Source organism: Citrobacter sp. NCU1, from assembly GCF_010231475.1.
GTDB lineage: Bacteria > Pseudomonadota > Gammaproteobacteria > Enterobacterales > Enterobacteriaceae > Citrobacter_D.
Map to the genome: position 1 here is coordinate 14,650 of NZ_NRDO01000007.1, position 21,947 is coordinate 36,596.

At 53.1% G+C, this 21,947-nt stretch carries 19 protein-coding genes; 6 read left to right on the plus strand and 13 right to left on the minus strand.

Annotated features, from left to right (window positions below):
* Window positions 1-169 precede the first annotated feature (169 nt).
* A complete protein-coding gene (locus tag CJP72_RS03665) occupies window positions 170-748 on the minus strand; it encodes a LuxR C-terminal-related transcriptional regulator (protein ID WP_162379547.1) in 579 nt (192 codons plus the stop codon).
* A gap of 618 nt (window positions 749-1,366) precedes the next feature.
* Window positions 1,367-2,542, minus strand: a complete 1,176-nt coding sequence (locus CJP72_RS03670; protein ID WP_162379548.1) for a DnaJ family molecular chaperone — start codon at window positions 2,540-2,542, stop codon at window positions 1,367-1,369.
* Window positions 2,543-2,821: 279 nt separating this feature from the next.
* Between CJP72_RS03670 and pheP the strand changes: the two genes are divergently transcribed.
* Window positions 2,822-4,216: a phenylalanine transporter gene (gene pheP / locus CJP72_RS03675; RefSeq protein WP_162379549.1), complete on the plus strand. Its 1,395-nt coding sequence runs from the start codon at window positions 2,822-2,824 to the stop codon at window positions 4,214-4,216.
* A 54-nt stretch (window positions 4,217-4,270) separates the two neighbouring features.
* On the opposite strand, the gene CJP72_RS03680 is transcribed toward pheP, so the two are convergent.
* The 4 genes from CJP72_RS03680 to CJP72_RS03695 all read right to left on the minus strand — a co-directional run bounded on the left by CJP72_RS03680 (window position 4,271) and on the right by CJP72_RS03695 (window position 7,375).
* On the minus strand, window positions 4,271-5,515 hold the full coding sequence (locus CJP72_RS03680; RefSeq protein ID WP_162379550.1) for a mechanosensitive ion channel family protein: 1,245 nt from the start codon (window positions 5,513-5,515) through the stop codon (window positions 4,271-4,273).
* 136 nt (window positions 5,516-5,651) lie between these two features.
* Window positions 5,652-6,305 carry an oxygen-insensitive NAD(P)H nitroreductase gene (gene nfsB / locus CJP72_RS03685; RefSeq protein ID WP_162379551.1) on the minus strand — a complete coding sequence of 218 codons (654 nt, stop codon included), beginning with the start codon at window positions 6,303-6,305 and terminating at the stop codon, window positions 5,652-5,654.
* Window positions 6,306-6,425: 120 nt separating this feature from the next.
* On the minus strand, window positions 6,426-6,794 hold the full coding sequence (locus tag CJP72_RS03690; RefSeq protein ID WP_162379552.1) for an MmcQ/YjbR family DNA-binding protein: 369 nt from the start codon (window positions 6,792-6,794) through the stop codon (window positions 6,426-6,428).
* Complete coding sequence (locus CJP72_RS03695; RefSeq protein WP_162379553.1) at window positions 6,794-7,375, minus strand: TetR family transcriptional regulator; 582 nt, start codon at window positions 7,373-7,375, stop codon at window positions 6,794-6,796. Before CJP72_RS03695 ends, CJP72_RS03690 begins: the two co-directional genes overlap by 1 nt.
* A 191-nt stretch (window positions 7,376-7,566) precedes the next feature.
* Here CJP72_RS03695 and CJP72_RS03700 point away from each other — a divergent pair, with 191 nt between their 5' ends.
* A complete protein-coding gene (locus tag CJP72_RS03700) occupies window positions 7,567-8,667 on the plus strand; it encodes an MBL fold metallo-hydrolase (RefSeq protein ID WP_162379554.1) in 1,101 nt (366 codons plus the stop codon).
* Between the two features lie 26 nt (window positions 8,668-8,693).
* The gene (locus CJP72_RS03705) at window positions 8,694-9,035 is read left to right on the plus strand and encodes a RamA family antibiotic efflux transcriptional regulator (protein WP_162379555.1); all 342 of its coding nucleotides are present in this window, start codon (window positions 8,694-8,696) and stop codon (window positions 9,033-9,035) included.
* 31 nt (window positions 9,036-9,066) lie between these two features.
* On the opposite strand, the gene CJP72_RS03710 is transcribed toward CJP72_RS03705, so the two are convergent.
* Window positions 9,067-9,312: a DUF1158 domain-containing protein gene (locus tag CJP72_RS03710; RefSeq protein ID WP_162379556.1), complete on the minus strand. Its 246-nt coding sequence runs from the start codon at window positions 9,310-9,312 to the stop codon at window positions 9,067-9,069.
* 66 nt (window positions 9,313-9,378) lie between these two features.
* Complete coding sequence (locus CJP72_RS03715) at window positions 9,379-10,497, minus strand: YbdK family carboxylate-amine ligase (protein WP_162379557.1); 1,119 nt, start codon at window positions 10,495-10,497, stop codon at window positions 9,379-9,381.
* 137 nt (window positions 10,498-10,634) lie between these two features.
* Here CJP72_RS03715 and CJP72_RS03720 point away from each other — a divergent pair, with 137 nt between their 5' ends.
* The gene (locus CJP72_RS03720; RefSeq protein ID WP_162379558.1) at window positions 10,635-11,339 is read left to right on the plus strand and encodes a GNAT family N-acetyltransferase; all 705 of its coding nucleotides are present in this window, start codon (window positions 10,635-10,637) and stop codon (window positions 11,337-11,339) included.
* Window positions 11,340-11,375: 36 nt separating this feature from the next.
* Here the strand turns inward: CJP72_RS03720 and betA are convergent, their stop codons facing one another.
* The 3 genes from betA to betI are packed head-to-tail and all read right to left on the minus strand — an operon-like array spanning window position 11,376 to window position 15,145.
* Complete coding sequence (gene betA / locus CJP72_RS03725) at window positions 11,376-13,052, minus strand: choline dehydrogenase (protein ID WP_162379559.1); 1,677 nt, start codon at window positions 13,050-13,052, stop codon at window positions 11,376-11,378.
* A gap of 13 nt (window positions 13,053-13,065) precedes the next feature.
* Window positions 13,066-14,538 (minus strand): betaine-aldehyde dehydrogenase, encoded by a 1,473-nt coding sequence (gene betB, locus CJP72_RS03730; RefSeq protein WP_162379560.1) that lies wholly within the window; start codon window positions 14,536-14,538, stop codon window positions 13,066-13,068.
* A gap of 13 nt (window positions 14,539-14,551) precedes the next feature.
* Complete coding sequence (gene betI, locus CJP72_RS03735; protein ID WP_162379597.1) at window positions 14,552-15,145, minus strand: transcriptional regulator BetI; 594 nt, start codon at window positions 15,143-15,145, stop codon at window positions 14,552-14,554.
* Window positions 15,146-15,428: 283 nt separating this feature from the next.
* Between betI and CJP72_RS03740 the strand changes: the two genes are divergently transcribed.
* Window positions 15,429-17,462: a choline transporter gene (locus CJP72_RS03740; RefSeq protein ID WP_162379561.1), complete on the plus strand. Its 2,034-nt coding sequence runs from the start codon at window positions 15,429-15,431 to the stop codon at window positions 17,460-17,462.
* On the opposite strand, the gene entD is transcribed toward CJP72_RS03740, so the two are convergent.
* Both entD and CJP72_RS03750 read right to left on the minus strand, forming a co-directional pair.
* Window positions 17,407-18,111: an enterobactin synthase subunit EntD gene (gene entD, locus CJP72_RS03745; RefSeq protein WP_162379562.1), complete on the minus strand. Its 705-nt coding sequence runs from the start codon at window positions 18,109-18,111 to the stop codon at window positions 17,407-17,409. The genes CJP72_RS03740 and entD overlap by 56 nt on opposite strands.
* A gap of 47 nt (window positions 18,112-18,158) precedes the next feature.
* Complete coding sequence (locus CJP72_RS03750; RefSeq protein ID WP_162379563.1) at window positions 18,159-20,432, minus strand: TonB-dependent siderophore receptor; 2,274 nt, start codon at window positions 20,430-20,432, stop codon at window positions 18,159-18,161.
* Between the two features lie 252 nt (window positions 20,433-20,684).
* Here CJP72_RS03750 and fes point away from each other — a divergent pair, with 252 nt between their 5' ends.
* A complete protein-coding gene (gene fes, locus CJP72_RS03755) occupies window positions 20,685-21,923 on the plus strand; it encodes an enterochelin esterase (protein WP_446714963.1) in 1,239 nt (412 codons plus the stop codon).
* Window positions 21,924-21,947: the final 24 nt, after the last annotated feature.

A 21,947-nucleotide genomic window follows, 5' to 3' on the forward strand; every position in this document is an offset into this window, starting at 1 on the left:
GTTTTGCATGCGTTAATACGTTGAGTTGTTGGCTGTGTTTGGCTCGCGGAGTGCTGCCTGAGTGTTTATTTTTTAAAAATAGAAAGCCCTTCCGAACGAAGCAGAATTTAAATGGTGAAGAAAAACGCGTAGTTAAATTATCTGGTGATGAATTCCTTAAGCCAGAGAACTACAGTTGGCTATACTGTGAAATCATATATTTCAGTCGGGTGTTATTGTGTCCCAGTTTTTTGGCAATATTGCTTTTATATGCGCTGATGGTTTTCTCGCTTTTGTGCGATGCCCCGGCGATTTGGGACAGCGACCAGCCCCGGGCAAACAGCATCATCACGTTGAACTCGTTGAGCGTCATTGGGTTCGCCAATGGTTTAGACGTGTGTTGTTTTTTGTTATTGATAATATTGGTTATTTTTTGCAATGTTGCGTCAAGAGAATCACGAACATTCAGAAACTCCAGGCGCATCCCGCAAACGGTCTGGAAGAGAGAGAACGTGGTTTCATCGGCTAAAACGATGATCGTCGCAGAAGGGCGTAATGACATGGCGCGGATAATTCCGGCGTATTTTAAAGCCTCACTTTCATTTGGGTTAATAATGAAATAATCCGCGTTGCGTGATATTTCTTTTCCCGTAGAAAGTGTTTGAGAGGAGTGGAATTCCATATCAACAAATAGCATCGTGCCGCGCAGGATATTTCGCATGCCTAGCCAGGTGTAAAACGACTCACCTAAAAAAATAGCTTTTGACATAACGAACTCCTTGAATTTGGATGCAGCGTATCGCCCTTTTTTCAACCATTAAAAAAGGGTTTGTCTTACGTTATAAATACGGTTGGATACAGGCGTATATTCGTGCGCGCACTGAACGCTGTTCAGGCATCCTGATTTATTCGATATTCGCTGTCTTTAATTGAATTTGTAACTACTCATTACGGTGAATATTACTCTTTGCGAAAATGTAAGATAAATCGTTTATTTCAGTACACTGGCTATGATTGATAGATTTCACTTATGGATGGCCTGAAACGTTTGCGGGCTTCTCGACAGAAGCCAGTTAATTCCGATGTTGTCATGATGAGATATGTTCAGAACCCTTCTCTTTTCAGTGTGATGCTTGTCACATTTCTTGGGAGGGGGAGGTGGTTAAGAAAATTCCTGGCATGCTGAGGGTGGGAAGGCGGTGAAAGGAGAAAAATGGAGGGCGAAAAGCCATTTTTGGATATAAATTATGATTTTTGTGTTTTTAATGGTGTTTTATTCTTGTATTTTGCATTAATTTGATGTTTTACTCCAAAATTAACAATTTGTGCTAAATTACGAAATGTAACTTGCCAGAAAATGTTTTGACAGGTAGCGATTTTTCGCGGTTTAGCCTGCCTGAATCTCCTGCTCAGCCTGTTTCATTTGTTCTTCCAGAGTGTCGCGAATGCCCGTCAGGGTGCGTTCTTGCTCAGATAGCCAGGCCTCTTTATCCAGAACGGACGTCGCAAGACGCCAGGCGTTTTCAGATTCCAGTTCAGTAATCTCTTTACTCAGGGCGTCAATTTGCGTTCTGAGCTGCTGTATTCTGGCATGCAGACGTTCGGGATTGTTCGACCTGTCGCTCGCCATGCCGGGTTCCAGCCCTTGATGAAGCTGGACGAGTAACGCGCGAATGGCCGCCAGATCGGCATTCTGGCGAGCCTGGTTAAGCTGAACCATCATCTGATGCGCTTTTTCCTTCAAGGCATCGGTTACGACATCCGGATGACAAAGTCGGCTTGCCTGACGCCACAGACGCTTAAGCTCGTTGCGTTCATCCGCAGAGAGCTGTTGATCCTGGTCGTGGCGATGCAGGGCATCCTGCTGCTGTTCCCGGTATTGTGCATAGGCGTTATCTGCGTTTTCACGCGCCTCGCGAGTGGCGCTGTCTTCCTGACGGGTAAAATCATTTTCCAGTTCGCGAATCTCAGCCAACAGGGCAGTGATAAGTTCTGTCTGCTGCTGAATACGTTTTCGAACGTCTACTGCTTTCCTGGACGTTGAACTGAGGCTCACCCAGTGCCGCTTGAGTGTCGCCAACTGATCAATCGCCTGTGATATGTACTGCTGGCAGGATTGGTAATCCTTTTCTCTGCGCCTGAGTTCGGCCTCTTGTTTGCGTTGCGCGCTGGCGGCCAGTTGTTTACGCAATTCTAAAATGCGGCTCATTAATGGGCCAAGGCGGAGATGGTACAGATCATTAAAGTCATCGAGGATCTGAATACGGGTATTACGCTTGTCGATCAGCGCATGTAACTGGGATTCGAGCGCTTTCAGTTCCAGTTTGGCGGCCGCGATAGCCGGGTCCTGCCATGTTGACACCGCGCGTTGCGCGTCCAGCCAGGCGGTAATCTCACCCAGGGCATCGCTGAAGCGTCGCTCTTCAATGGCGCGTACAATCGACCCGATGGCGGCATCCAGATCGTCGTTTTTCAACCAGGCGAGCTGCGGCCAGATGATCTCTTCATCTTCGAGTTCGATGGCGCTTTTGACGATCTCTAGGCGTTTAATAATCTTATTCATGAAAACAGTTGCCTGGCGTGGCTTAAAATGAGTGACAGAGAATAGTTCTGAGGCACCCGTTTGAAAATACAGAAAAAATATTAAAACGCATTCTGTGGCCTGCAACGCCTTTTCGTCCACAGGAATTCATGAAAATTATCTGTTTCCCGCAATATTATGGCTTCTGCTGCATGTTAGCCGCCTGTTTTCGCGTTCTCATTTCAGTCGGGTTGCGCCTTGCGACAACGAAGTTGAAATGTTAAAAGGAGCCCCTCAATAAAAACGACACAGGGGTAGGGCGTGAAAAACGCGTCAACTGCATCTGACACCAGTACGTCAGATGCCGCGTCGAACAGTGAACCGACGCTTCATCGAGGGTTGCAAAACCGTCATATTCAATTAATTGCCCTCGGGGGCGCTATTGGCACAGGGCTGTTTCTGGGAATTGGCCCTGCCATTCAGATGGCCGGTCCGGCTGTTTTGCTGGGTTATGCTGTGGCCGGGATCATCGCCTTTTTAATCATGCGGCAACTGGGTGAAATGGTCGTAGAAGAACCTGTTTCTGGCTCTTTCGCCCATTTTGCTTACAAGTATTGGGGGCCGTTTGCCGGATTCCTCTCCGGCTGGAACTACTGGGTGATGTTTGTGCTGGTTGGCATGGCGGAGCTGACGGCAGCCGGTATTTACATGCAATACTGGTTGCCCGATGTCCCAACCTGGATCTGGGCCGCGGCTTTTTTCATTATTATCAATGCCGTCAATCTGGTGAACGTACGTCTGTATGGCGAGACGGAGTTTTGGTTTGCGTTAATTAAAGTGCTGGCGATTATCGGCATGATCGGGTTCGGGCTGTGGATGCTCTTTTCCGGTAGCGGCGGCGAGCACGCAAGTATCGAAAACCTTTGGCGTTATAACGGCTTTTTTGCCACCGGCTGGAACGGTTTGATTCTCTCGCTGGCGGTGATCATGTTCTCCTTCGGCGGGCTGGAATTGATTGGTATTACTGCGGCTGAAGCATGCGATCCGCAAAAAAGCATCCCGAAAGCGGTGAACCAGGTGGTTTATCGTATTTTGCTGTTTTATATCGGTTCTCTGGTGGTGCTGCTCGCGCTTTATCCGTGGGTTGAGGTGAAATCTAACAGCAGTCCGTTTGTGATGATTTTTCACAATCTGGACAGCAACATAGTGGCCTCCGCGTTGAATTTTGTCATTCTGGTGGCCTCGCTGTCGGTCTATAACAGCGGCGTCTATTCCAATAGCCGAATGCTGTTTGGGCTGTCCGTTCAGGGCAACGCACCGAAATTCTTAACCCGTGTCAGCCACCGGGGTGTGCCGGTGAACTCGTTGCTGCTTTCCGGGGCGGTCACCTCGCTGGTGGTATTGATAAACTATCTGCTGCCGCAAAAGGCATTCAGTTTGTTGATGGCGTTAGTGGTGGCGACGTTGCTGCTGAACTGGATAATGATTTGCCTTGCGCACCTGCGTTTTCGTGCGGCAATGCGTCGCAAAGGACGTGACACACAGTTCAAAGCGCTTCTCTATCCTGCCGGGAACTATCTGTGCATCGCGTTTTTGGCGATGATTCTGGTGTTGATGTGCACGATCGACGATATGCGTCTGTCGGCGATGTTACTGCCCGTGTGGGTTGTGTTCCTGTTTGTGACTTTCAAACTGCTGCGCCGTAAAGCCCGCTAAAGAATCGCCGATCTCATCAGCCAGATGAGATCGGCATCTTCCCTGGACGTCTAATTAGCGCTGAATCGCGCCCGATAACGACCGAATATCATTGCCGGTTGGCGACTGGTGGATGCGCAAGCCAAACTCTTCGATAACGGCAAAAATGTGATCGAAAATATCAGCCTGAATGCTCTCGTATTCCAGCCAGACGACGGTATTGGTGAACGCGTAAATCTCAATGGGTAAACCGTGATCGTCCGGCGCCAGTTGGCGAACCATCATGGTCATGTCTTTGCGAATCTTCGGGTGTTGACGAATATATTCATTCAGCCAGGCGCGGAAGGTGCCAATATTGGTCATCCGACGGTGATTGAGTACCGACTCCGGGGCCGCCAATTGTTGATTCCACTCATTAATTTCCTGATGGCGCGAGGTTAAATAAGGCGCTAACAGATGCGCTTTCTTCAGCTTTTGTAGCTCCTCTTCGCTGAGGAAATGAATGCTGGTAACGTCAATATTGATACTGCGTTTGATTCGACGACCACCGGACGCGGACATGCCACTCCAGTTTTTAAACGAGTCGGACACCAGCGACCAGGTCGGGATGGTGGTGATGGTATTATCCCAGTTACTGACTTTTACCGTGGTTAAGCCGATGTCAATGACCGCGCCGTCAGCGCCGTATTTCGGCATCTCCAGCCAGTCGCCCAGCTTGAGCATATCGTTGGCAGAGAGTTGGATCCCGGCGACCAGCCCGAGAATGGGGTCTTTGAACACTAACATCAACACGGCGGCCATCGCGCCGAGACCGCTGATGAGAATCGCAGGCGATTGACCAATTAACAGCGAAATCATCAGAATACCGACCAGAATTGCGCCGATAAGTTTAATGCCCTGGAAGATCCCCTTTAGCGGAAGCTGAGAAGCAGCGGGGAATTTTTGTGCCAGGTTGAGGATCACGTCCAGCAGGGAGAACATCGACAGCAGGGAATACATCATGATCCACAGCTGCGCACAGGTGGTCAGAATATCTGCGGCTTCGCTGCCTTTTTGTAACCAAAGTACGGCCTGGATGTTGACGATAATCCCTTGCAGGGTAAACGCCAGTCGGTGAAACAGCTTGTTCTGCGTAATAATTTGCAGCCACAGGTGGGAACTGGCCGTCGCACGCCTCTCAAAGGCTCGCAGCACCACCCAGTGCAAAATAATATGCACAATAATGGCCGTCAGAAAAATAATGCCAAAAATCATCACCAGCGAGGTGGTGTGATTCATTTCAATGCCTAACTCCTCTACCTGAGATATCAATTCCTGCATAATGTCTCCTTAATAAACAGAGACCTATGATGACGGTTGTCGAGAAAATATGCAAATGCGGGCAGGGGAGGAAACGCACAGGGGAGGGACAGGCCGGATCTCAGACAACGCCTTGATCCGGCACGGAGAGGGCGTTTTAGACTTCTGTCAGGGTCGTTTCCTGAGGTAAACGCGATTTTGGCAGGGCCGCGTTAAAATCTTCAATACTGTGATGTCCGACAGGAACGACGACCAGACTGGTATAGCCTTTTTCCGTCAGACCAAACTCTGCGTCGAGAACCTCAGCATCAAAACCTTCAATGGGAACCGCGTCGAGTCCCATCGCCGCCACGCCCAACAGGAAGTTACCCACGTTGAGGTAAACCTGCTTCGCCATCCAGTGGTTGTCGTCTTTGAGTTCTTTACGGTGCATATCGGCGAAGAACGTACGGCCTTTGTGGTTAGCGGCTTTGGCTTCCGGCGTTGCGAAGCGGCCATCGCTCTCTTCTTGATCCACGACGCGCGTAAGCCAGGCATCATCCATCGCCGTTTTGGCACAGAAAACCACCACGTGGGAAGCGTCGAGCATTTTGCGTTCGTTAAACACAAAATTACCGGCGGCGGATTTTGCGACGCGAGCTTTACCTTCATCGGTGCTGGCAACGATGAAATGCCACGGTTGTGAGTTGGTGCTGGACGGACTGAACTGCAGCAGCGTCTTCAGCTTTTCAGCTTCCTCTGTGGTCAGTTTTTTGCTGGGGTCGAACGCCTTAGTGGAGTAGCGGTTTAAGGCGACAGAAACGATATCCATAAATACTCCTGAGTGTTTTGGTACCCTCTGCGGGTACGTTTCGTGCCAGCAGAGTACAGGGTTGGCTGAGAAAAGATAAGAGAGAAAAAGGCAAAAACACTTATCCGCGTCAACGATAAATCAGCCAGGGCGCAACCGCTTCTGATCTTTTTTCGCCAAAGTATCGACCACCAGGTTCCAGGAGTCATTCAGCAGATCGTAAAGTAGCGACTCACTGATCTCCTCGCCCGGATACACGGAGATCCAGTGTTTTTTGTTCATGTGATAGCCGGGCTCAATGCTGCGATAAATTTGCTGATTAAGCAGTGATTTTTGCGGATCGGACTTCAGATTAATCAGCGGACGACCACGATGCACTAAGGCAATCATGAAAATCTTGCCGCCCACTTTAAAGACATCGTATTCCGGGCCGAACGGCCAGCAGAGCTCGGTAAAGGGCAGTTCAAGCGCAATGCGTTTCGCGCATTCATGCAGGGTTTTCCCATCCATTATCCTTCCTCACGCGTCAGGGCGCGCCACATGGCTTCAAAACCCAGTGAGATGAATTCACCGGCACGGGCAGGATCGCGGGCAGCAAACTCAATGGTCGTTTCCGCCAGTGAAAGAAACAGCGCATCGCCAAACGCGCGGTATTCCTCAGACATGAAGACGGGTAATACGGAGCGATAGCAGAGATCGCGCAGTTCAGGGAACATGTCATCCGCCTGCTGCTCTGTCTCTTTGGTGATTTTTTCACTGACCGCGAGCTGGCGAATGGTGCGATGCCCGGTGGTGTTGTTCAGACCCCAGTTGATGTAGCTCTTCCAGATGAAGTGGGTCAGGGTCTTGTCATCAGTAATCGAACGATCCAGCTCTGCCATCATGGACTGACAAAGACTTTGTTTAAGATGGAGATAAAGTGCGTTGATTAAGTCATCTTTTGTCGCGAAATAGCGAAACAACGTTCCCTCAGCAACCCCTGCACTCCGTGCGATAACCGCCGTCGATGCGGCGATGCCAGATTGCGCAATGGCTGCGGTTGCGGCTTCCAGTAATGCCTGTTTTTTGTCTTCACTCTTCGGACGAGCCACTACACTTAACCCTTAAGTCGGTAAGAAAAGACGATTGAATCACGGCATCTGCAGCGCCGCAACGGTGAATGTCAAAGATTGAAAATCATCTTGACGGGAAATGTTCGCTTTCTATAATGAGTGCTTACTCACTCATAATCAAGAGTCAGCCGCGCAAACCATCGGAAAGGCGCGCGTTTTCAGGTCAGGATATGAAGCGTCTCACCGTTTGTGTGGTTTTAATTATGCTTATTGCCTCAGCAGCCAGTTTGCCGTTTGTTCTTAATCCTGGGTTTGGTCAGGCACCGCAAGGCAGCCAGTTAACCCAGATTGAACAGTCGCCGCACTATCGCGACGGTGCGTTTCACAATACGTTACCTACGCCGGGTTATACCGGAGATAAAGGGATGATTGCCGCGTGGTGGGAGTTTCTGGTGGCGAAACGGGAAAATGCGCGACCGCCTCAGCCCTTACCGCTGGTGCCTGGCGATATTGCCGGTCTGCCGCAAACGCAGGAGACACTTATCTGGCTGGGCCACTCTTCCTGGTACCTACAATTGTCAGGTAAACGCATTCTGATTGACCCGGTATTCAGCAACTACGCCGCGCCGTTTTCGTTTTTAAACAAAGCGTTTGCCGGACATTATCCCTGGACGGCGCAAAATATGCCGGAGATCGATCTGCTGATAATTTCACACGATCACTATGATCATTTGGATTACGCCACGATTAAGGCGTTAATGCCGAAGATTAAGCGCGCGATCGTGCCATTGGGCGTTGGTTCGCATCTGCGCTACTGGGGCATGAACAGCGACATCATCGAAGAGCGCGACTGGAACCAGTCCGTCAGCGTTGACGACGCACTGAGGGTTCATGTCTTGCCTGCCCGGCATTTTTCGGGGCGCGGCATTAAACGCAACCAGACGTTGTGGGCGAGTTTCCTGTTTGAAACGCCGGAACAGCGAATTTACTACAGCGGTGACTCGGGTTACGGGCCGCATTTTAAAGCGATAGGGGAACAGTTTGGCTCGGTGGATCTGGCCATCATGGAAAACGGCCAGTACGACCAGGACTGGAAGTACATCCATATGATGCCAGAAGAAACGGCGAAGGCCGCGCAGGATCTGCATGCAAAGGCGGTTGTACCCGGACATGCGGGGCGCTTTGTGCTGGCAAAACATACCTGGGACGATCCGTATAAACGTCTGGCGTTTGCCAGTCGCGATAAAGATTACCGGTTACTGACGCCGATGTTAGGCGAACAGGTCAATCTGGCTGATCCCATGCAGTTGTTTACGGCCTGGTGGGAATAAGGATTCTTTTTAGAGGGGAGAGCACGATGACGATGTCCGCTCGGGTTATCGACACGATTGTGGCGTGGATAGATGACAATTTAAATCAGCCGTTACGCATTGATGATATCGCGCGTCATGCGGGCTATTCAAAATGGCACCTGCAACGCCTGTTTTTGCAGTACAAAGGAGAGAGTCTGGGACGCTATATTCGGCAACGTAAACTGCGACTGGCCGCGCGTGATTTGCGTGATACAGACCAGAAAGTGTATGACATCTGTCTGAAGTATGGCTTTGAGTCGCAGCAGACGTTTACGCGGGTATTTACCCGAACGTTTAACCAACCGCCGGGTGCGTACCGCAAAGAAAATCATAGCCGGGCGCACTAAACCGTGCCGGGAGCCTCGCCTTCGCGACTCACTACGCCAGTGAGAACCAGCGCCGCCAGATAAAACGAATCACAAAGTATTCGATGGCGCCAAGCGCCAGGAACCACAGGCAAAACAACAGGGTGTAAAGCTGGTTGAGATCCATCAAATGAAAGGTTGCAACCAGCTTTTGCGCCAGCACCAGACCGAGCGCCGGCGCGGGCAGCAGCAAACAAGAGAGAAACGCCATCAGCAGAATACCGGCAGCGGTCATCAACGATTCAAGGGGGTGTTTCATGGCATTGTTAAACTTGAGTTAAAAAGCCATTGTCCGGGATATCGTCAGCTAACGCAAACCTCGCCGTTAAACGCCTGCCCAGATTTCAGCGTGTTTTTTTACCAGACCGGTTAACGAACCGCCTTGTGCGACGAAATGACGCATTTGCTGCGCTTCGTTCAGCCCATTTTTCACCTGCAGATGCAGTGCCTCAATCGCGCTGGCGGCATTGACCTTGTCAGCAAAGGGGGCGACGTTTTCCAGCAGACGCAGCGTGTCGTCCGCCAGTAGATGATGTTGACCTGTGTGGACATCCGTCAGAATACCGTCAAGACCGTACCGACACGCCTGAAAACGGTTGAATTTATACAGCAGGTAATCGCGCTCCTGATATTTAAACGGGCGCTCAGAGAGCAACCAGCAGGCGGTGGCCTGAATCAACCCCGCGATATTGATCGCGTGACTCAGGGTCAGCGGCGTATCCATGACTCTGACTTCGACCGTCCCAAAGTGAGGGCTGGGGCGAATATCCCAGTGCAAATCTTTGATGCTGTCGATCAAACTGGTGTAACTCAAACGGCGAAAAAGTCCCTCAAATTCCTGCCAGTTGCTGACCCACGGCATGGGGCCGTTATCCGGAAAGGCAGAGAAGATATTCAACCGCGAGGAGGCAAAGCGGGTGTCCGAACCCTGCATATAGGGAGAGGCGGCAGAGAGCGCAATAAAATGCGGCACAAAGCGGGACAAGCCGTGCAGGAGGTTAATGGCGTCATCGCCGCTGGCGCAGCCCACATGCACATGCTGGCCAAATACCGTCGCTTGTTGGATCAGATAACCATAGCTTTCCAGGTTACGTTGATAGCGTTTATCGTCGCAGACTTGCTGGCGCTGCCACGTCTGAAACGGATGGGTGCCGCCGCCGCAAATGGCGAGGTGATGGTTCGCTGCGGCATTCAGGATCACCTGCTGCATCGCCGAAAACTGTGCGGCAGCCTGGTCGATGTTGTGGCAAACGCCGGTTGCCATCTCCAGCATACTTTCGGTGATATCGTGCTTCACTTCTCCTGCCTGAAGATGGGGGATGACAGCATCAATCAGGTGAGAGGAATCCTGGCTCAAATCATAGCCTGGCGGGTTAACCACCTGCATTTCCAGCTCGATACCCAGCGTATACGGTGTGGAGATGTGAAAGTCGGGTAGCGCCATAGTGGACTCATGTGTGGGTGTTTCTTCCTCATTATAGAAGATGGTATTCACCAAATTGATGATTTCTTGAGCAGCGTCTTTTCTTGCCGCCAGCAAACTGATATAAAAATTTAACGACCAATCTGCTGGGGTGAACTGTGCCGGAAATTAATCTGTATGGACAAACGGTGGGCGACGCGCTACCGGACTGGACGGGGGCATCTCTGCTTTCCCGTGTTGTGCTTGACGGACGCTATTGTCGACTGGAACCCCTCGAACCTCAACGTCACGCTGCTGACCTTTTCGATGCTTATGCGCAGGCCGCCGATGAGCGTGACTGGACCTGGCTTGCCAGCGATCGCCCGGAAAGCGTGCAGGCGACAACCCGCTGGCTTGACGGCAAAGCCCATGACGAGACGCTGGTGCCTTTTGCCGTTATTGATGCCCGCTCGGCACGCGCGGTTGGGCTGGTCTGTTATATGGCGATTGAGCAGGAGCATGGGTCGGTTGAGATTGGGCATGTGACCTGGTCGCCGCGAATGAAGAATACGGTGCTGGGTACCGAAGCGCTCTGGCTGCTGTTGGAGCATGCCTTTGCGCAAGGATACCGTCGCATTGAATGGAAATGCGATTCGCTGAATACCGCATCGCGGCAGGCGGCAGAGCGTTTAGGCTTTGTCTATGAAGGCCGGTTTCGGCAAAAAATTGTGCGTAAAGGGCGCAATCGCGACAGCGACTGGCTGTCGATGATTGACGGCGAATGGCCGCAATGCGATCGCGCGTTGCAACGCTGGCTGGCGCCAGAGAATTTTGATGAGCGCGGTCAACAGAGAAAAACGCTGGTGGCGTGTCGCGAAGCCTAAGTGCGTCTCCGCTCTGCGCCCAGAGCGGAGTTCGTATTAACGACGCGGCGTTCTTCGTACTGGCGTATCGCCTGCCACATAATAATCGGCGGTACTTTTGGCCAGCGGTGTCCGACCACGAATGAGGTCGGCCATTTTCTCGCCGATCATGATGGTGGTGGCGTTCAGATTGCCGGTGATGATTTGCGGCATAATCGAGGCATCCACCACGCGCAGATTCTCAACGCCGTGGACTTTCCCTTCGCCATCCACCACCGCCATCTCGTCATAACCCATTTTACAGGTCCCGCAGGGATGGAACGCTGTCTCGGCGTGATCGCGCACAAAGGCGTCCAGTTGTTCATCGGTCTGGCAGTCAATGCCTGGGCTGATTTCCCGGCCACGGAATTTATCCAGCGCGGGCTGGTTGATGATTTCACGTGTGATGCGAATTGCGTCGCGAAACTCCTGCCAGTCCTGCTCCGCCGACATGTAATTGAACAGGATGGCCGGGTGTTCGCGCGGGTCACGTGATGTCAGATGCACATGGCCCCGACTGGGGGAACGCATCGATCCCACGTGACACTGAAAACCGTGTTCTTTGACGGCATTCGAACCGTTGTAGTTAATGGCAACCGGCAGGAAGTGGTACTGAAGGTTCGGCCAGGCAAACCCGTCGCGACTACGAATAAACCCTCCCGCTTCAAAATGGTTGCTGGCACCCGTGCCTGTGCCACCGAATAACCATTGCGCGCCAATCTTCGGCTGATTCCACCACTGGAGGGCAGGGTAGAGCGAGACCGGTTCTTTGCACTCATATTGCAGGTACATCTCCAGATGATCCTGCAAGTTTTCGCCGACGCCGGGAAGCGCATGTACCAGCGGAATATCAACGGTTTTGAGTAGCGCCGGATCGCCCACGCCGGAGCGTTGCAGGATCTGTGGCGAGGCAATCGCTCCTGCACAAAGCAGCACTTCTTTGCGTGCGGTCGCTTGATTCGCCATCGTGCTGTCGCCTGCCAGCCACGCCACGCCCACCGCTTTTTTACCGTCAAAGAGGATACGGTCGGTCAGGGCATGGGTGATGATAGTCAGATTTGGGTGTTTCCGTGCCTGATCGAGATACCCCCGCGCAGTGCTGGCGCGACGGCCCCGAGGTGTGACGGTTCGGTCCATCGGACCAAATCCCTCCTGCTGGTAGCCGTTGAGATCGCCAGTTCGCGGGTATCCTGCCTGGACGCCAGCTTCTATCATCGCATGGAACAGCGGATTGTTATTGTGCTTTGGGGTGGTGACGCTCACCGGGCCTTCGCCGCCGTGATAGTCACTGGCGCCGGTATCACGGGACTCGGCTTTACGGTAGTAGGGCAGGCAATCGAGGTAGCTCCAGTGTTCGAGACCCGGCGTCTGCGCCCAATTATCAAGATCCAGGGCGTTGCCTCGGATATAACACATGCCATTAATCAGTGACGAACCGCCCAGCCCCTTTCCTCGCCCGCATTCCATGCGGCGAAAGTTCATGTACGGTTCTGGTTCGGTTTGATAGGCCCAGTTATAGCGCCGACCCTGCAAGGGGAAGGCAAGCGCGGCGGGCATCTGGGTGCGAAAGTCGGCGCGATAGTCCGGACCGCCTGCTTCCAGCAGCAGTACGGTGGTATCGTTGTCCTCTGTTAAGCGTGTCGCCAGCACGTTGCCGGCAGAGCCGGCGCCAATAATGATGTAGTCAAAATGCAAATAAACCTCCTGGTTAGAATTGGGATTGGAACTGACCCATCTCAACCTGGATGGATTTCACCTGGGTGTAACTTTGCAGCGTCATCACGCCATTTTCGCGACCGATGCCTGAGTGTTTGTACCCCCCCACCGGCATTTCAGCGGGGGATTCACCCCAGGTATTGATCCAGCAGATCCCGGCGTCCAGTTGGTGAATCACGCGGTGCGCGCGGTTAAGATCGGCCGTCACGACGCCCGCCGCCAGCCCGTAGTCAGTGTCGTTAGCGCGGCGGATGACCTCGTCTTCGTTCTCATAGGTCAGGATTGACATCACCGGGCCGAAAATTTCTTCACGCACGATAGTCATTTCGTCATGGCAGTCGGTGAAGACCGTCGGGGCGACCCATGCACCGTTATCAAATCCGTGACCTTTCAGCGCTTCGCCGCCGCAGAGCAGCGTTGCGCCTTCCGCTTTACCGCTTTCGATATAGCGCAGAACATTTTCGCGGTGTGGGAAGCTGACCAGCGGGCCAAAGTTGGTGGCCGGATCAAACAGATTGCCGGCACGAATGCGCGCCACGCGGGCGAGGATGGTTTGTTCAAAGGCGCTTTTCATTCGTGTTGGAACAAACACGCGGGTGCCATTGGTGCAAACCTGGCCGGTGCTATAGAAATTCGCCATCATGGCGATGTCGGCGGCAAGATTCAGGTTGGCGTCTTCAAAAATAATCAGCGGTGATTTCCCGCCCAACTCCATCGTGACTTCTTTGAGCGAGGATGCCGCGGAGTTCGCCATCACTTTTTTACCGCTGGTGACGCCGCCGGTGAAGGAAACCTTCGCGATGCCCGGATGTTCTGTTAGAAATTGCCCGGTTTCGGCGCCAGTCCCCGGCAGCACGTTAAAGACACCGTCCGGCAGACCCGCTTCGCTGTAGATCTCTGCCAGCTTTAAGGCTGTGAGCGGGGTCACTTCACTGGGTTTGAAGATCATCGCGTTGCCTGCGGCAAGTGCCGGAGCGGATTTCCACAGGGCGATTTGGATCGGATAGTTCCACGCGCCAATGCCCGCGACGACGCCCAGCGGTTCGCGGCGAGTGTAAATAAAAGCGGTTTCGCGCAGCGGGATTTGCGTGCCTTCCAGCGCCGGGATCAGCCCGGCGTAATACTCAAGCACATCAGCGCCAGTCACGATATCGACGCTGGCGGTTTCGCTGAACGGTTTTCCGGTGTCGAGGGTTTCCAGTGTTGCCAGTTCGTCATTACGCGCGCGCAGAATATCCACCGCCCGGCGCAAAATACGCGAACGTTCCATCGCGGTCATTGCCGCCCAAATTTTCTGCCCACGCTGGGCGCTCTTGACGGCGCGATCGACATCTTCGCGACCCGCTTCTTGTACGGTGGCCAGGATTTCGCCGTTGGCGGGATTGGTCGTCTCGAAGGTGCGACCGCGGGTGGCGGCAGTGTATCTGCCGTCAATGTAAAGCTGTTGTTCTGCCATTTGGGACATACGCTCTCCTCGGTTAGCCAGTGGCGTTCGGCAAATGTTGGCTGATGAAATGGGTGGTCAGTGCCTGTGCGCGACTCAGATTGAACGGCTCATTGCTGAGTGCGGCTCGTAGCCAGAGTCCGTCAATCAGGGCCGCCAGCCCGTAGCCCGCCAGTTGCGCCTGTTGATGAGGAAGTTCACGGCGGAACTCATACACAATGTTGGAAAGCAGGCGTTTATCGGCGATCTGTTGCAACCGGTACAGCATCGGTTGATGCAGACTGCTCGCCCAGAAAGCCAGCCAGGCTTTCATCGCCGCCTGACTGATCTGACTGTCGTCAAAATTCCCGGCCACGATGGCGCGTAATCGCAGCTCGGCGCGGGCCTCTTTCAGCGCTTGCAGACGACGCAAAACCGCGTGACGAAGCTGGCTGGTGATGTCGCGCATTGTCGCTTCCAGCAGCCCATTTTTATCCTTGAAGTAGTGGCTAATGATGCCGGTCGACACACCGGCGCGACGGGCGATTTGCGCGATGGTGGCATCGTGCATGCCAACCTCATTAATGGCGTCCAGTGTGGCGTCAATCAACTGTCTGCGACGAAGGCTTTGCATCCCCACTTTGGGCATTTTTACTGTTCCAATCATCAGTTTTGTTTATGTATTTAACCGTTTTTTGATTGGACGTTCAATATAAAATGTGTATTAATTGTTATATTGATTGGAGAAATTCGTTAAGGAGAGATTCAGTGTAATTTAGTTTATTTAAGTAAAAACAAATAATTATGTTTATTTTTGTTTCTGTGAATAAGGCTGTTTTTGATTTTTGCATTCAGAATGCAATGACCTTACAGAAACTCCTGGAGTTTGCTGCTCAACAGAGTAGTCAGCGTTACTTAACTTGAGGTAATCGATGACGAACCTTGTTTGTGACGGAGAAAAGGACAAAATCAATCCCGTTGTTTTTTACACCTCAGCCGGACTGATTTTGTTGTTTTCCCTGGTCACCCTTTTTTTTCGTGATTTTTCCGCGGCCTGGATCGGCCATACATTGAATTGGGTCTCTAAAACGTTCGGTTGGTATTACCTGCTGGCGGCCACGCTCTATATCGTTTTTGTTATCTTTATTGCCTGCTCGCGCTTTGGTTCGGTCAAACTGGGGCCGGAACAATCGAAACCTGAATTCAGCCTGTTAAGCTGGGCGGCGATGCTGTTCGCGGCCGGGATTGGTATTGACCTGATGTTCTTCTCGGTGGCTGAACCTGTCAGCCAATATATGCAGCCGCCGGAAGGGGCGGGGCAGACCATTGAAGCGGCGCGTCAGTCGATGGTGTGGACGCTTTTCCACTATGGCCTCACCGGCTGGTCGATGTATGCGTTGATGGGGATGGCGCTCGGCTATTTTAGCTACCGCTATAATCTGCCGCTGACAATCCGCTCGGCGCTATATCCGATTTTCGGTCAACGCATCAATGGGCCTATCGGTCACAGCGTTGATATCGCGGCAGTGATCGGCACGATTTTCGGTATTGCCACGACGCTGGGGATTGGCGTGGTACAGCTCAACTACGGTCTGAGCGTGCTGTTTGATATCCCGGATTCAATGGCGGCGAAAGCGGCGCTGATTGTGCTCTCGGTAGTGATCGCCACCATTTCGGTGACCTCGGGGGTGGATAAAGGGATCCGCGTGTTGTCGGAACTCAACGTGCTGCTGGCGCTGGGGCTGATCCTCTTTGTGCTGTTGATGGGCGACACCTCGTTCCTGCTTAACGCGCTGGTGCTGAACGTGGGCGACTATGTGAACCGCTTTATGGGCATGACGCTCAACAGCTTTGCCTTTGACCGTCCGGTGGAGTGGATGAATAGCTGGACGCTCTTTTTTTGGGCGTGGTGGGTGGCGTGGTCGCCGTTTGTCGGCCTGTTTTTGGCGCGCATTTCCCGTGGACGTACGATTCGCCAGTTTGTTTTCGGCACGCTGATCATTCCGTTCACCTTCACCTTGCTGTGGTTGTCGGTGTTTGGTAACAGCGCACTGTACGAGATCATCCACGGTGACGCGGGTTTTGCCGAAGAGGCAATGACCCATCCTGAGCGTGGTTTCTATAGCCTGCTGGCGCAGTATCCGGCGTTTACCTTTAGCGCGTCTGTCGCCACGATAACCGGGCTGCTGTTTTATGTGACGTCGGCGGATTCTGGCGCGCTGGTGTTGGGGAATTTCACGTCGAAGCTGAAAGATATCAACAGCGATGCGCCCGCCTGGCTGCGCGTGTTCTGGTCAGTGGCGATTGGCCTGCTAACGCTGGGGATGCTGATGACCAATGGGATTTCAGCGTTACAGAATACGACGGTGATTATGGGGCTGCCCTTTAGCTTCGTGATCTTCTTTGTTATGGCCGGACTGTATAAATCGCTGAAGGTTGAAGATTACCGCCGGGAAAGCGCCAACCGGAACACCGCCCCGCGCCCGATGGGTATCCAGGACCGGTTGAGCTGGAAAAAACGCTTGTCGCGGCTGATGAACTATCCGGGAACCCGTTACACCCGCGAGATGATGGAGACGGTCTGTTTTCCGGCAATGGAAGAGGTGGCGCACGAACTGAAACTGCGCGGCGCGAACGTTGTGCTTTCGAGCCTGCCACCGGAGGAAGGGGAAGCGCTCGGTCATCTGGATCTGCGGGTGAATCTGGGGGATGAACGTAATTTCGTTTATCAAATCTGGCCGCAAAAGTATGCAATCCCCGGTTTCACGTATCGGGCGCGAAGCGGGAAATCGACCTACTACCGGCTGGAAACCTTTCTGCTTGAGGGCAGTCAGGGGAACGATTTGATGGACTACAGCAAGGAGCAGGTGATCACCGATATTCTCGATCAGTACGAGCGGCATCTGAACTTTATCCATCTGGATCGCGAAGCGCCGGGGAATGGGGTCCTGTTTCCTGGGATGTAGGATGCGCCAGGCATAATGTGATGACACACTCGCCATGCGTTTGCCACTGGACGTTAACGACCTGTTCGGCGATTTTTGCTGAAAATAGAGCGGTTAAACGCAAGCTTATACGGCTTGCGTTTATCGCAGTGACTTTCGCGCTGTCGAATCCCGACCAGAGATTAACCATGCCATAAAACGCTTTATACAGGCTCTCTTTTGCGGAAAAGGCCAGTGTTAAGGCGAGCGTAAAAGGAAGGGCGCTGGAGCGTAAAATTTCCCGCTCTTCGTCATCAATGATGCTGCTTGTCAGTTCTGCCGCCATCTGCGGCGTAAAAATCGCTTCCCTATCCACGCCTACAGGCTGCCTTGCAACAACGGCGAGGGCGGTGGTTGCACAATGGCTGATACTGCCCGATAAACCCGCAGGCCATAACGGTTGGCGTTGTTCACCGATACCGGGAACGGCTTTACTGCCGTAATCACGCAGCGCGTGGACGGCGGCGATGCGCCCGGCTAAATGCTCGGCTTTACGTTTTCGTCCACCCGCGTGTAACTGTGCGTGATGCGGCAGCCAGAAGAGATCGTGCTCATGGAAACTGTCAGGGTCGAACGCAATACAGTGCAACGAGTGCCCGGCAAACGAGAGGGTTGAGTGATGAGTTAGCATGATTTTTCATGAAATCCCCCTCCCATGTGGAGAGGGGGAAATCAGCATCAGAAGTGGGTATTTACGCTCATATACCACGTACGCCCCGGTTCGTTATAGGTGTACGCGCCAGCGCCTGCCATAAAATCACCGGTTTTCGTATCGCTGACGGTCTGCGCATTACCTTCACGCCACAGGCGTTTGTCAAAGACGTTATCCACGCCGCCGGTCAGGCTGACATTTTTCGTCACGTCCCAGGTCGCGCTCAGACCGACAATGCTATACGGACTGACAGATTGTTTATCCGTACCCGTCACCGGTTTGCCCTGATAATCGTATTTCTTCGGCTCTTGCTTGCCGTACCAGGTGAGCGTTGATTGCAGAGAGACATCCTGACGAACCTGCCAGCTCAGGGTTGAGTTCAGCGTGTACTCCGGAATAATCGACAGGCGTTCGCCGGTTTCTTTATTCTTACTCTGCAGCATGTAAGTGATGTTGTTGGTCCAGTTGACGGTTTCGCTCACCGGCACGTTCAACGTCCCTTCCAGACCTTCAACCACCGCTTTCGGTACGTTTTCCCACTGGTAGATATCGGTGTAGGTCGTTTTGCCTTTGTTGTTGATAGAGGTTCTGCTAAGCGGTGTCGTACCGGCTTCTATCTTGTTGCGATAATCGTTACGGAACCAGGTCACGCCCGCCAGCCAGCCGTCACGCTTGAATTCCAGACCAATCTCTTTGTTGATACTGGTTTCGGCTTTCAGGTCATCATTACCCATCATGTAGCAACCGATGCCGGTGGCGGCCCCCGTGGCATAACAGCCCTGGCCTTTACTGTACAGAATGTAGTTCGGGTTAGTCTGGTACAGACTCGGTGCTTTGTAGGCGCGCGCGATCCCCATCTTCAGGGTGAAGTCATCGCCCAGACCTTGCGACAGGTTCAGGGACGGGCTCCAGTTGTCGCCCACAATGCTGTGATGGTCGAAACGCAGGCCTGGCGTCAACATGGTGCTGTCGGTTAGCTCCATATTGTTTTCGGCAAACAGCGAGAAAATTTCCGCTTTCGAGTACGGGCTGCGGTCGGTACTGCTCGATCCCGGAATATCGCCGCCCATAAAGGTTTGCGAATTGGAGAGCATGTCTTTCATGCGCTGTTGGGTCCATTCAGTACCCAGCGTCAGGTTCTGATTCACGTAGAGATCGAACGGAATGCTCACTTCGCTGTGCAGCATCACGTCATTCAGATCGGCATCAACGTATTTCTGCGATGCTTTTGGATCGAAGATGCCTTCGGTGCCTCCCGCTAAACCTTCTGGTGTGCGGGAGTTTCGGGTGTGTTCATACTGCACCCAGTTGCTGGTGGTAACGCCGTTATCCCAGCCGCCATTCCAGGTGATGGCGTAGTTCTGGCGATACATACGGTTGGTTTCTTCCCCGTAGCTATCTTTCACCAACTGGTTGGTGTTGGTGTTCTGCGTATCACCGGCGTAGAGGTTGCCCTGGCGGTTGTAACCTGCTTCAAATTCCAGAGACTGGAGCGGGGCGAAATCCCAGCGTACAACGCCATTGATATCTTTATTGATCACCCCTTCACGACCCGCAGGTAACGTGTCGGCATAGATGCCAGTACGTTCCGATTGATGACCCTGGTTAATGTCACGTGCATCGGCCTGTGTTTTGTCGAGGTTACCGAACAGGCGGAAACTGAAATCCCCGCCCAGCGGGCCGTTCAGGCTAAAGTTGGTGCGTTTGGTGGAACCTTCTTCCTTATGCTCGGGGGCATTAAAATAGGTATTCCACGATCCGTGCCATTCGCTGCTGCCTTTTTTGGTGATGATATTCACTACGCCACCGGCGGCGCCATTACCGTAACGGGCTGCGGCAGGACCGCGCAGCACTTCGATACGCTCAATCATCTCCGGCGGCACCCATGAGGTATCACCACGGGTATCGCGTTCACCGCGCCAGCCAAGGCGGACAGAGTTACGGCTGGTGACCGGTTTGCCATCGATCAGGATCAGGGTATTTTCCGGGCCCATCCCGCGAATATCAATTTGACGATTGTTCCCACGCTGACCGCTGGTGGAGTTGCCCGTCAGGTTGACGCCAGGCATGGTACGGATAATTTCCGACACATCGCGGGCGGGCGGATTTTTGCGGATTTCATCTGCGGTGATGGTGGAGACGCCCGGTGCCTGTAAGTTTTGTTGGGCGGCGGTCACCACGATGGTGTCTTCATTGGCGACGGCAGGGCTTTCTGCTGTCTCTTCTGCCAGAGCGGGTAGCGCTACCCCATAAATCCCTAAATTGACCAGTAAGGCCAGGGAATGAATCTTCTTGTTCATTGTATGTCCTGCTTTTTTTAGCCACGTGTGCCAACCGCGCCCGGTAAAGGGGGATTAGCCTGATGTCGCCCGCCTCTGCGAAGACCATTCATTCCAGAAAAAGCACGCAGTGCCAGAGCATTGATAAGTGGTGATAGACGGTTCGCGCTTCCCACAGCGCGACAATACGCTATTGCAAATGCAAATAGTTATCAATAATATTATCAATATATTTCAGCGATGAATGAAAAATTTCACAATAAACATGGGGTTATGTTGGTGACAGCGTTTGCGGTGGGAAGTGATAGCTGGTGGCAGTCAAAAAATGGACCGGAATGGATTCGTAATGAAAACGGTGATTGCCGGGTCACTTTCTGGTGGCGCGACCCGCAGGGAACAGAAAACGACTCCCCGATACGCCGCGTTTGGGTCTACATCACGGGTGTTACCGATCACCATCAAAATGCCATTCCGCAGTCAATGCGACGCCTTGCCGGGACAGATGTCTGGCAGTGGAGCACGGATCTCAGCGCCCACTGGCGGGGCAGTTACTGTTTTATCCCGACCACGCGCGACGATATTTTTACCTCATTGATTGCCGGTGAAACGCCTGACCGCACGGTGCTTCGTGAAGGATGGCGACAACTTTTACCGCAGGCGATTGCCGATCCGCTCAACCCGGTCAGTTGGACGGGAGGAAGAGGGCATGCTGTTTCGGCGCTGGAAATGCCAGATGCCCCGGCGCAGCCTGGATGGGATCACCCTGAATTACCGGATACTCCCCCACGTTGTTTGCAATGGCGTAGCGAACGTCTGGGCAACACACGACGCGTGTGGGTGTTTACGACCGGGGATCATTTTGGGGAGAAACGTCCGCTGGCGATTTTGCTGGACGGGCAGTTTTGGGCGCAGAGTATGCCTGTCTGGCCCGCACTCACTTCGCTCACTTCCCAACAGCGGCTTCCTGCCGCCGTTTATCTGCTTATCGATGCCATCGACACCGCTCACCGTAGCCGGGAATTACCGTGTAATGCGGACTTCTGGCTGGCGGTTCAACAGGAGCTATTGCCGCAAGTGCACTCCGTCGCGCCGTTTAGCGATAGCCCTGAGGAGACGATCGTTGCCGGGCAAAGTTTTGGCGGACTTTCGTCTCTGTACGCCGGTCTGCACTGGCCCGGGCGATTCGGCTGCGTGCTGAGTCAATCGGGTTCTTACTGGTGGCCGCATCGCGGCGCACAGCAGGAAGGGAGTATTACCGGGCAACTGAAGGCGGGCGCTGTTTCCGCACAGGGATTGCGCATTGTGCTGGAGGCGGGCATCAGAGAGCCGATCATTTTTGAGGCAAATCAGGCGCTTTACCGCCAATTACATCACGTGCAACCGTCAGTGTGCTGGCGTCAGGTTGACGGCGGACATGATGCGCTTTGCTGGCGCGGCGGATTAATGCAGGGGTTGATGACGTTATGGCAACCGCTGATAGCTCCCTCTAAGCACCAGAATAATCAGGCCTGATCCGGGCGAGTTTCCACGACAGGA

What these genes read in the sequence shown, in the direction of transcription:
- CJP72_RS03665 (WP_162379547.1), bottom strand. Translation starts at nt 748, where the DNA reads ATGTCAAAAGCTATTTTTTTAGGTGAGTCGTTTTACACCTGGCTAGGC.
- CJP72_RS03670 (WP_162379548.1), bottom strand. Translation starts at nt 2,542, where the DNA reads ATGAATAAGATTATTAAACGCCTAGAGATCGTCAAAAGCGCCATCGAA.
- CJP72_RS03680 (WP_162379550.1), bottom strand. Translation starts at nt 5,515, where the DNA reads ATGCAGGAATTGATATCTCAGGTAGAGGAGTTAGGCATTGAAATGAAT.
- nfsB (WP_162379551.1), bottom strand. Translation starts at nt 6,305, where the DNA reads ATGGATATCGTTTCTGTCGCCTTAAACCGCTACTCCACTAAGGCGTTC.
- CJP72_RS03690 (WP_162379552.1), bottom strand. Translation starts at nt 6,794, where the DNA reads ATGGATGGGAAAACCCTGCATGAATGCGCGAAACGCATTGCGCTTGAA.
- CJP72_RS03700 (WP_162379554.1), top strand. Translation starts at nt 7,567, where the DNA reads ATGAAGCGTCTCACCGTTTGTGTGGTTTTAATTATGCTTATTGCCTCA.
- CJP72_RS03705 (WP_162379555.1), top strand. Translation starts at nt 8,694, where the DNA reads ATGACGATGTCCGCTCGGGTTATCGACACGATTGTGGCGTGGATAGAT.
- CJP72_RS03710 (WP_162379556.1), bottom strand. Translation starts at nt 9,312, where the DNA reads ATGAAACACCCCCTTGAATCGTTGATGACCGCTGCCGGTATTCTGCTG.
- CJP72_RS03715 (WP_162379557.1), bottom strand. Translation starts at nt 10,497, where the DNA reads ATGGCGCTACCCGACTTTCACATCTCCACACCGTATACGCTGGGTATC.
- betB (WP_162379560.1), bottom strand. Translation starts at nt 14,538, where the DNA reads ATGTCCCAAATGGCAGAACAACAGCTTTACATTGACGGCAGATACACT.
- betI (WP_162379597.1), bottom strand. Translation starts at nt 15,145, where the DNA reads ATGCCCAAAGTGGGGATGCAAAGCCTTCGTCGCAGACAGTTGATTGAC.
- CJP72_RS03740 (WP_162379561.1), top strand. Translation starts at nt 15,429, where the DNA reads ATGACGAACCTTGTTTGTGACGGAGAAAAGGACAAAATCAATCCCGTT.
- entD (WP_162379562.1), bottom strand. Translation starts at nt 18,111, where the DNA reads ATGCTAACTCATCACTCAACCCTCTCGTTTGCCGGGCACTCGTTGCAC.
- CJP72_RS03750 (WP_162379563.1), bottom strand. Translation starts at nt 20,432, where the DNA reads ATGAACAAGAAGATTCATTCCCTGGCCTTACTGGTCAATTTAGGGATT.
- fes (WP_446714963.1), top strand. Translation starts at nt 20,685, where the DNA reads ATGTTGGTGACAGCGTTTGCGGTGGGAAGTGATAGCTGGTGGCAGTCA.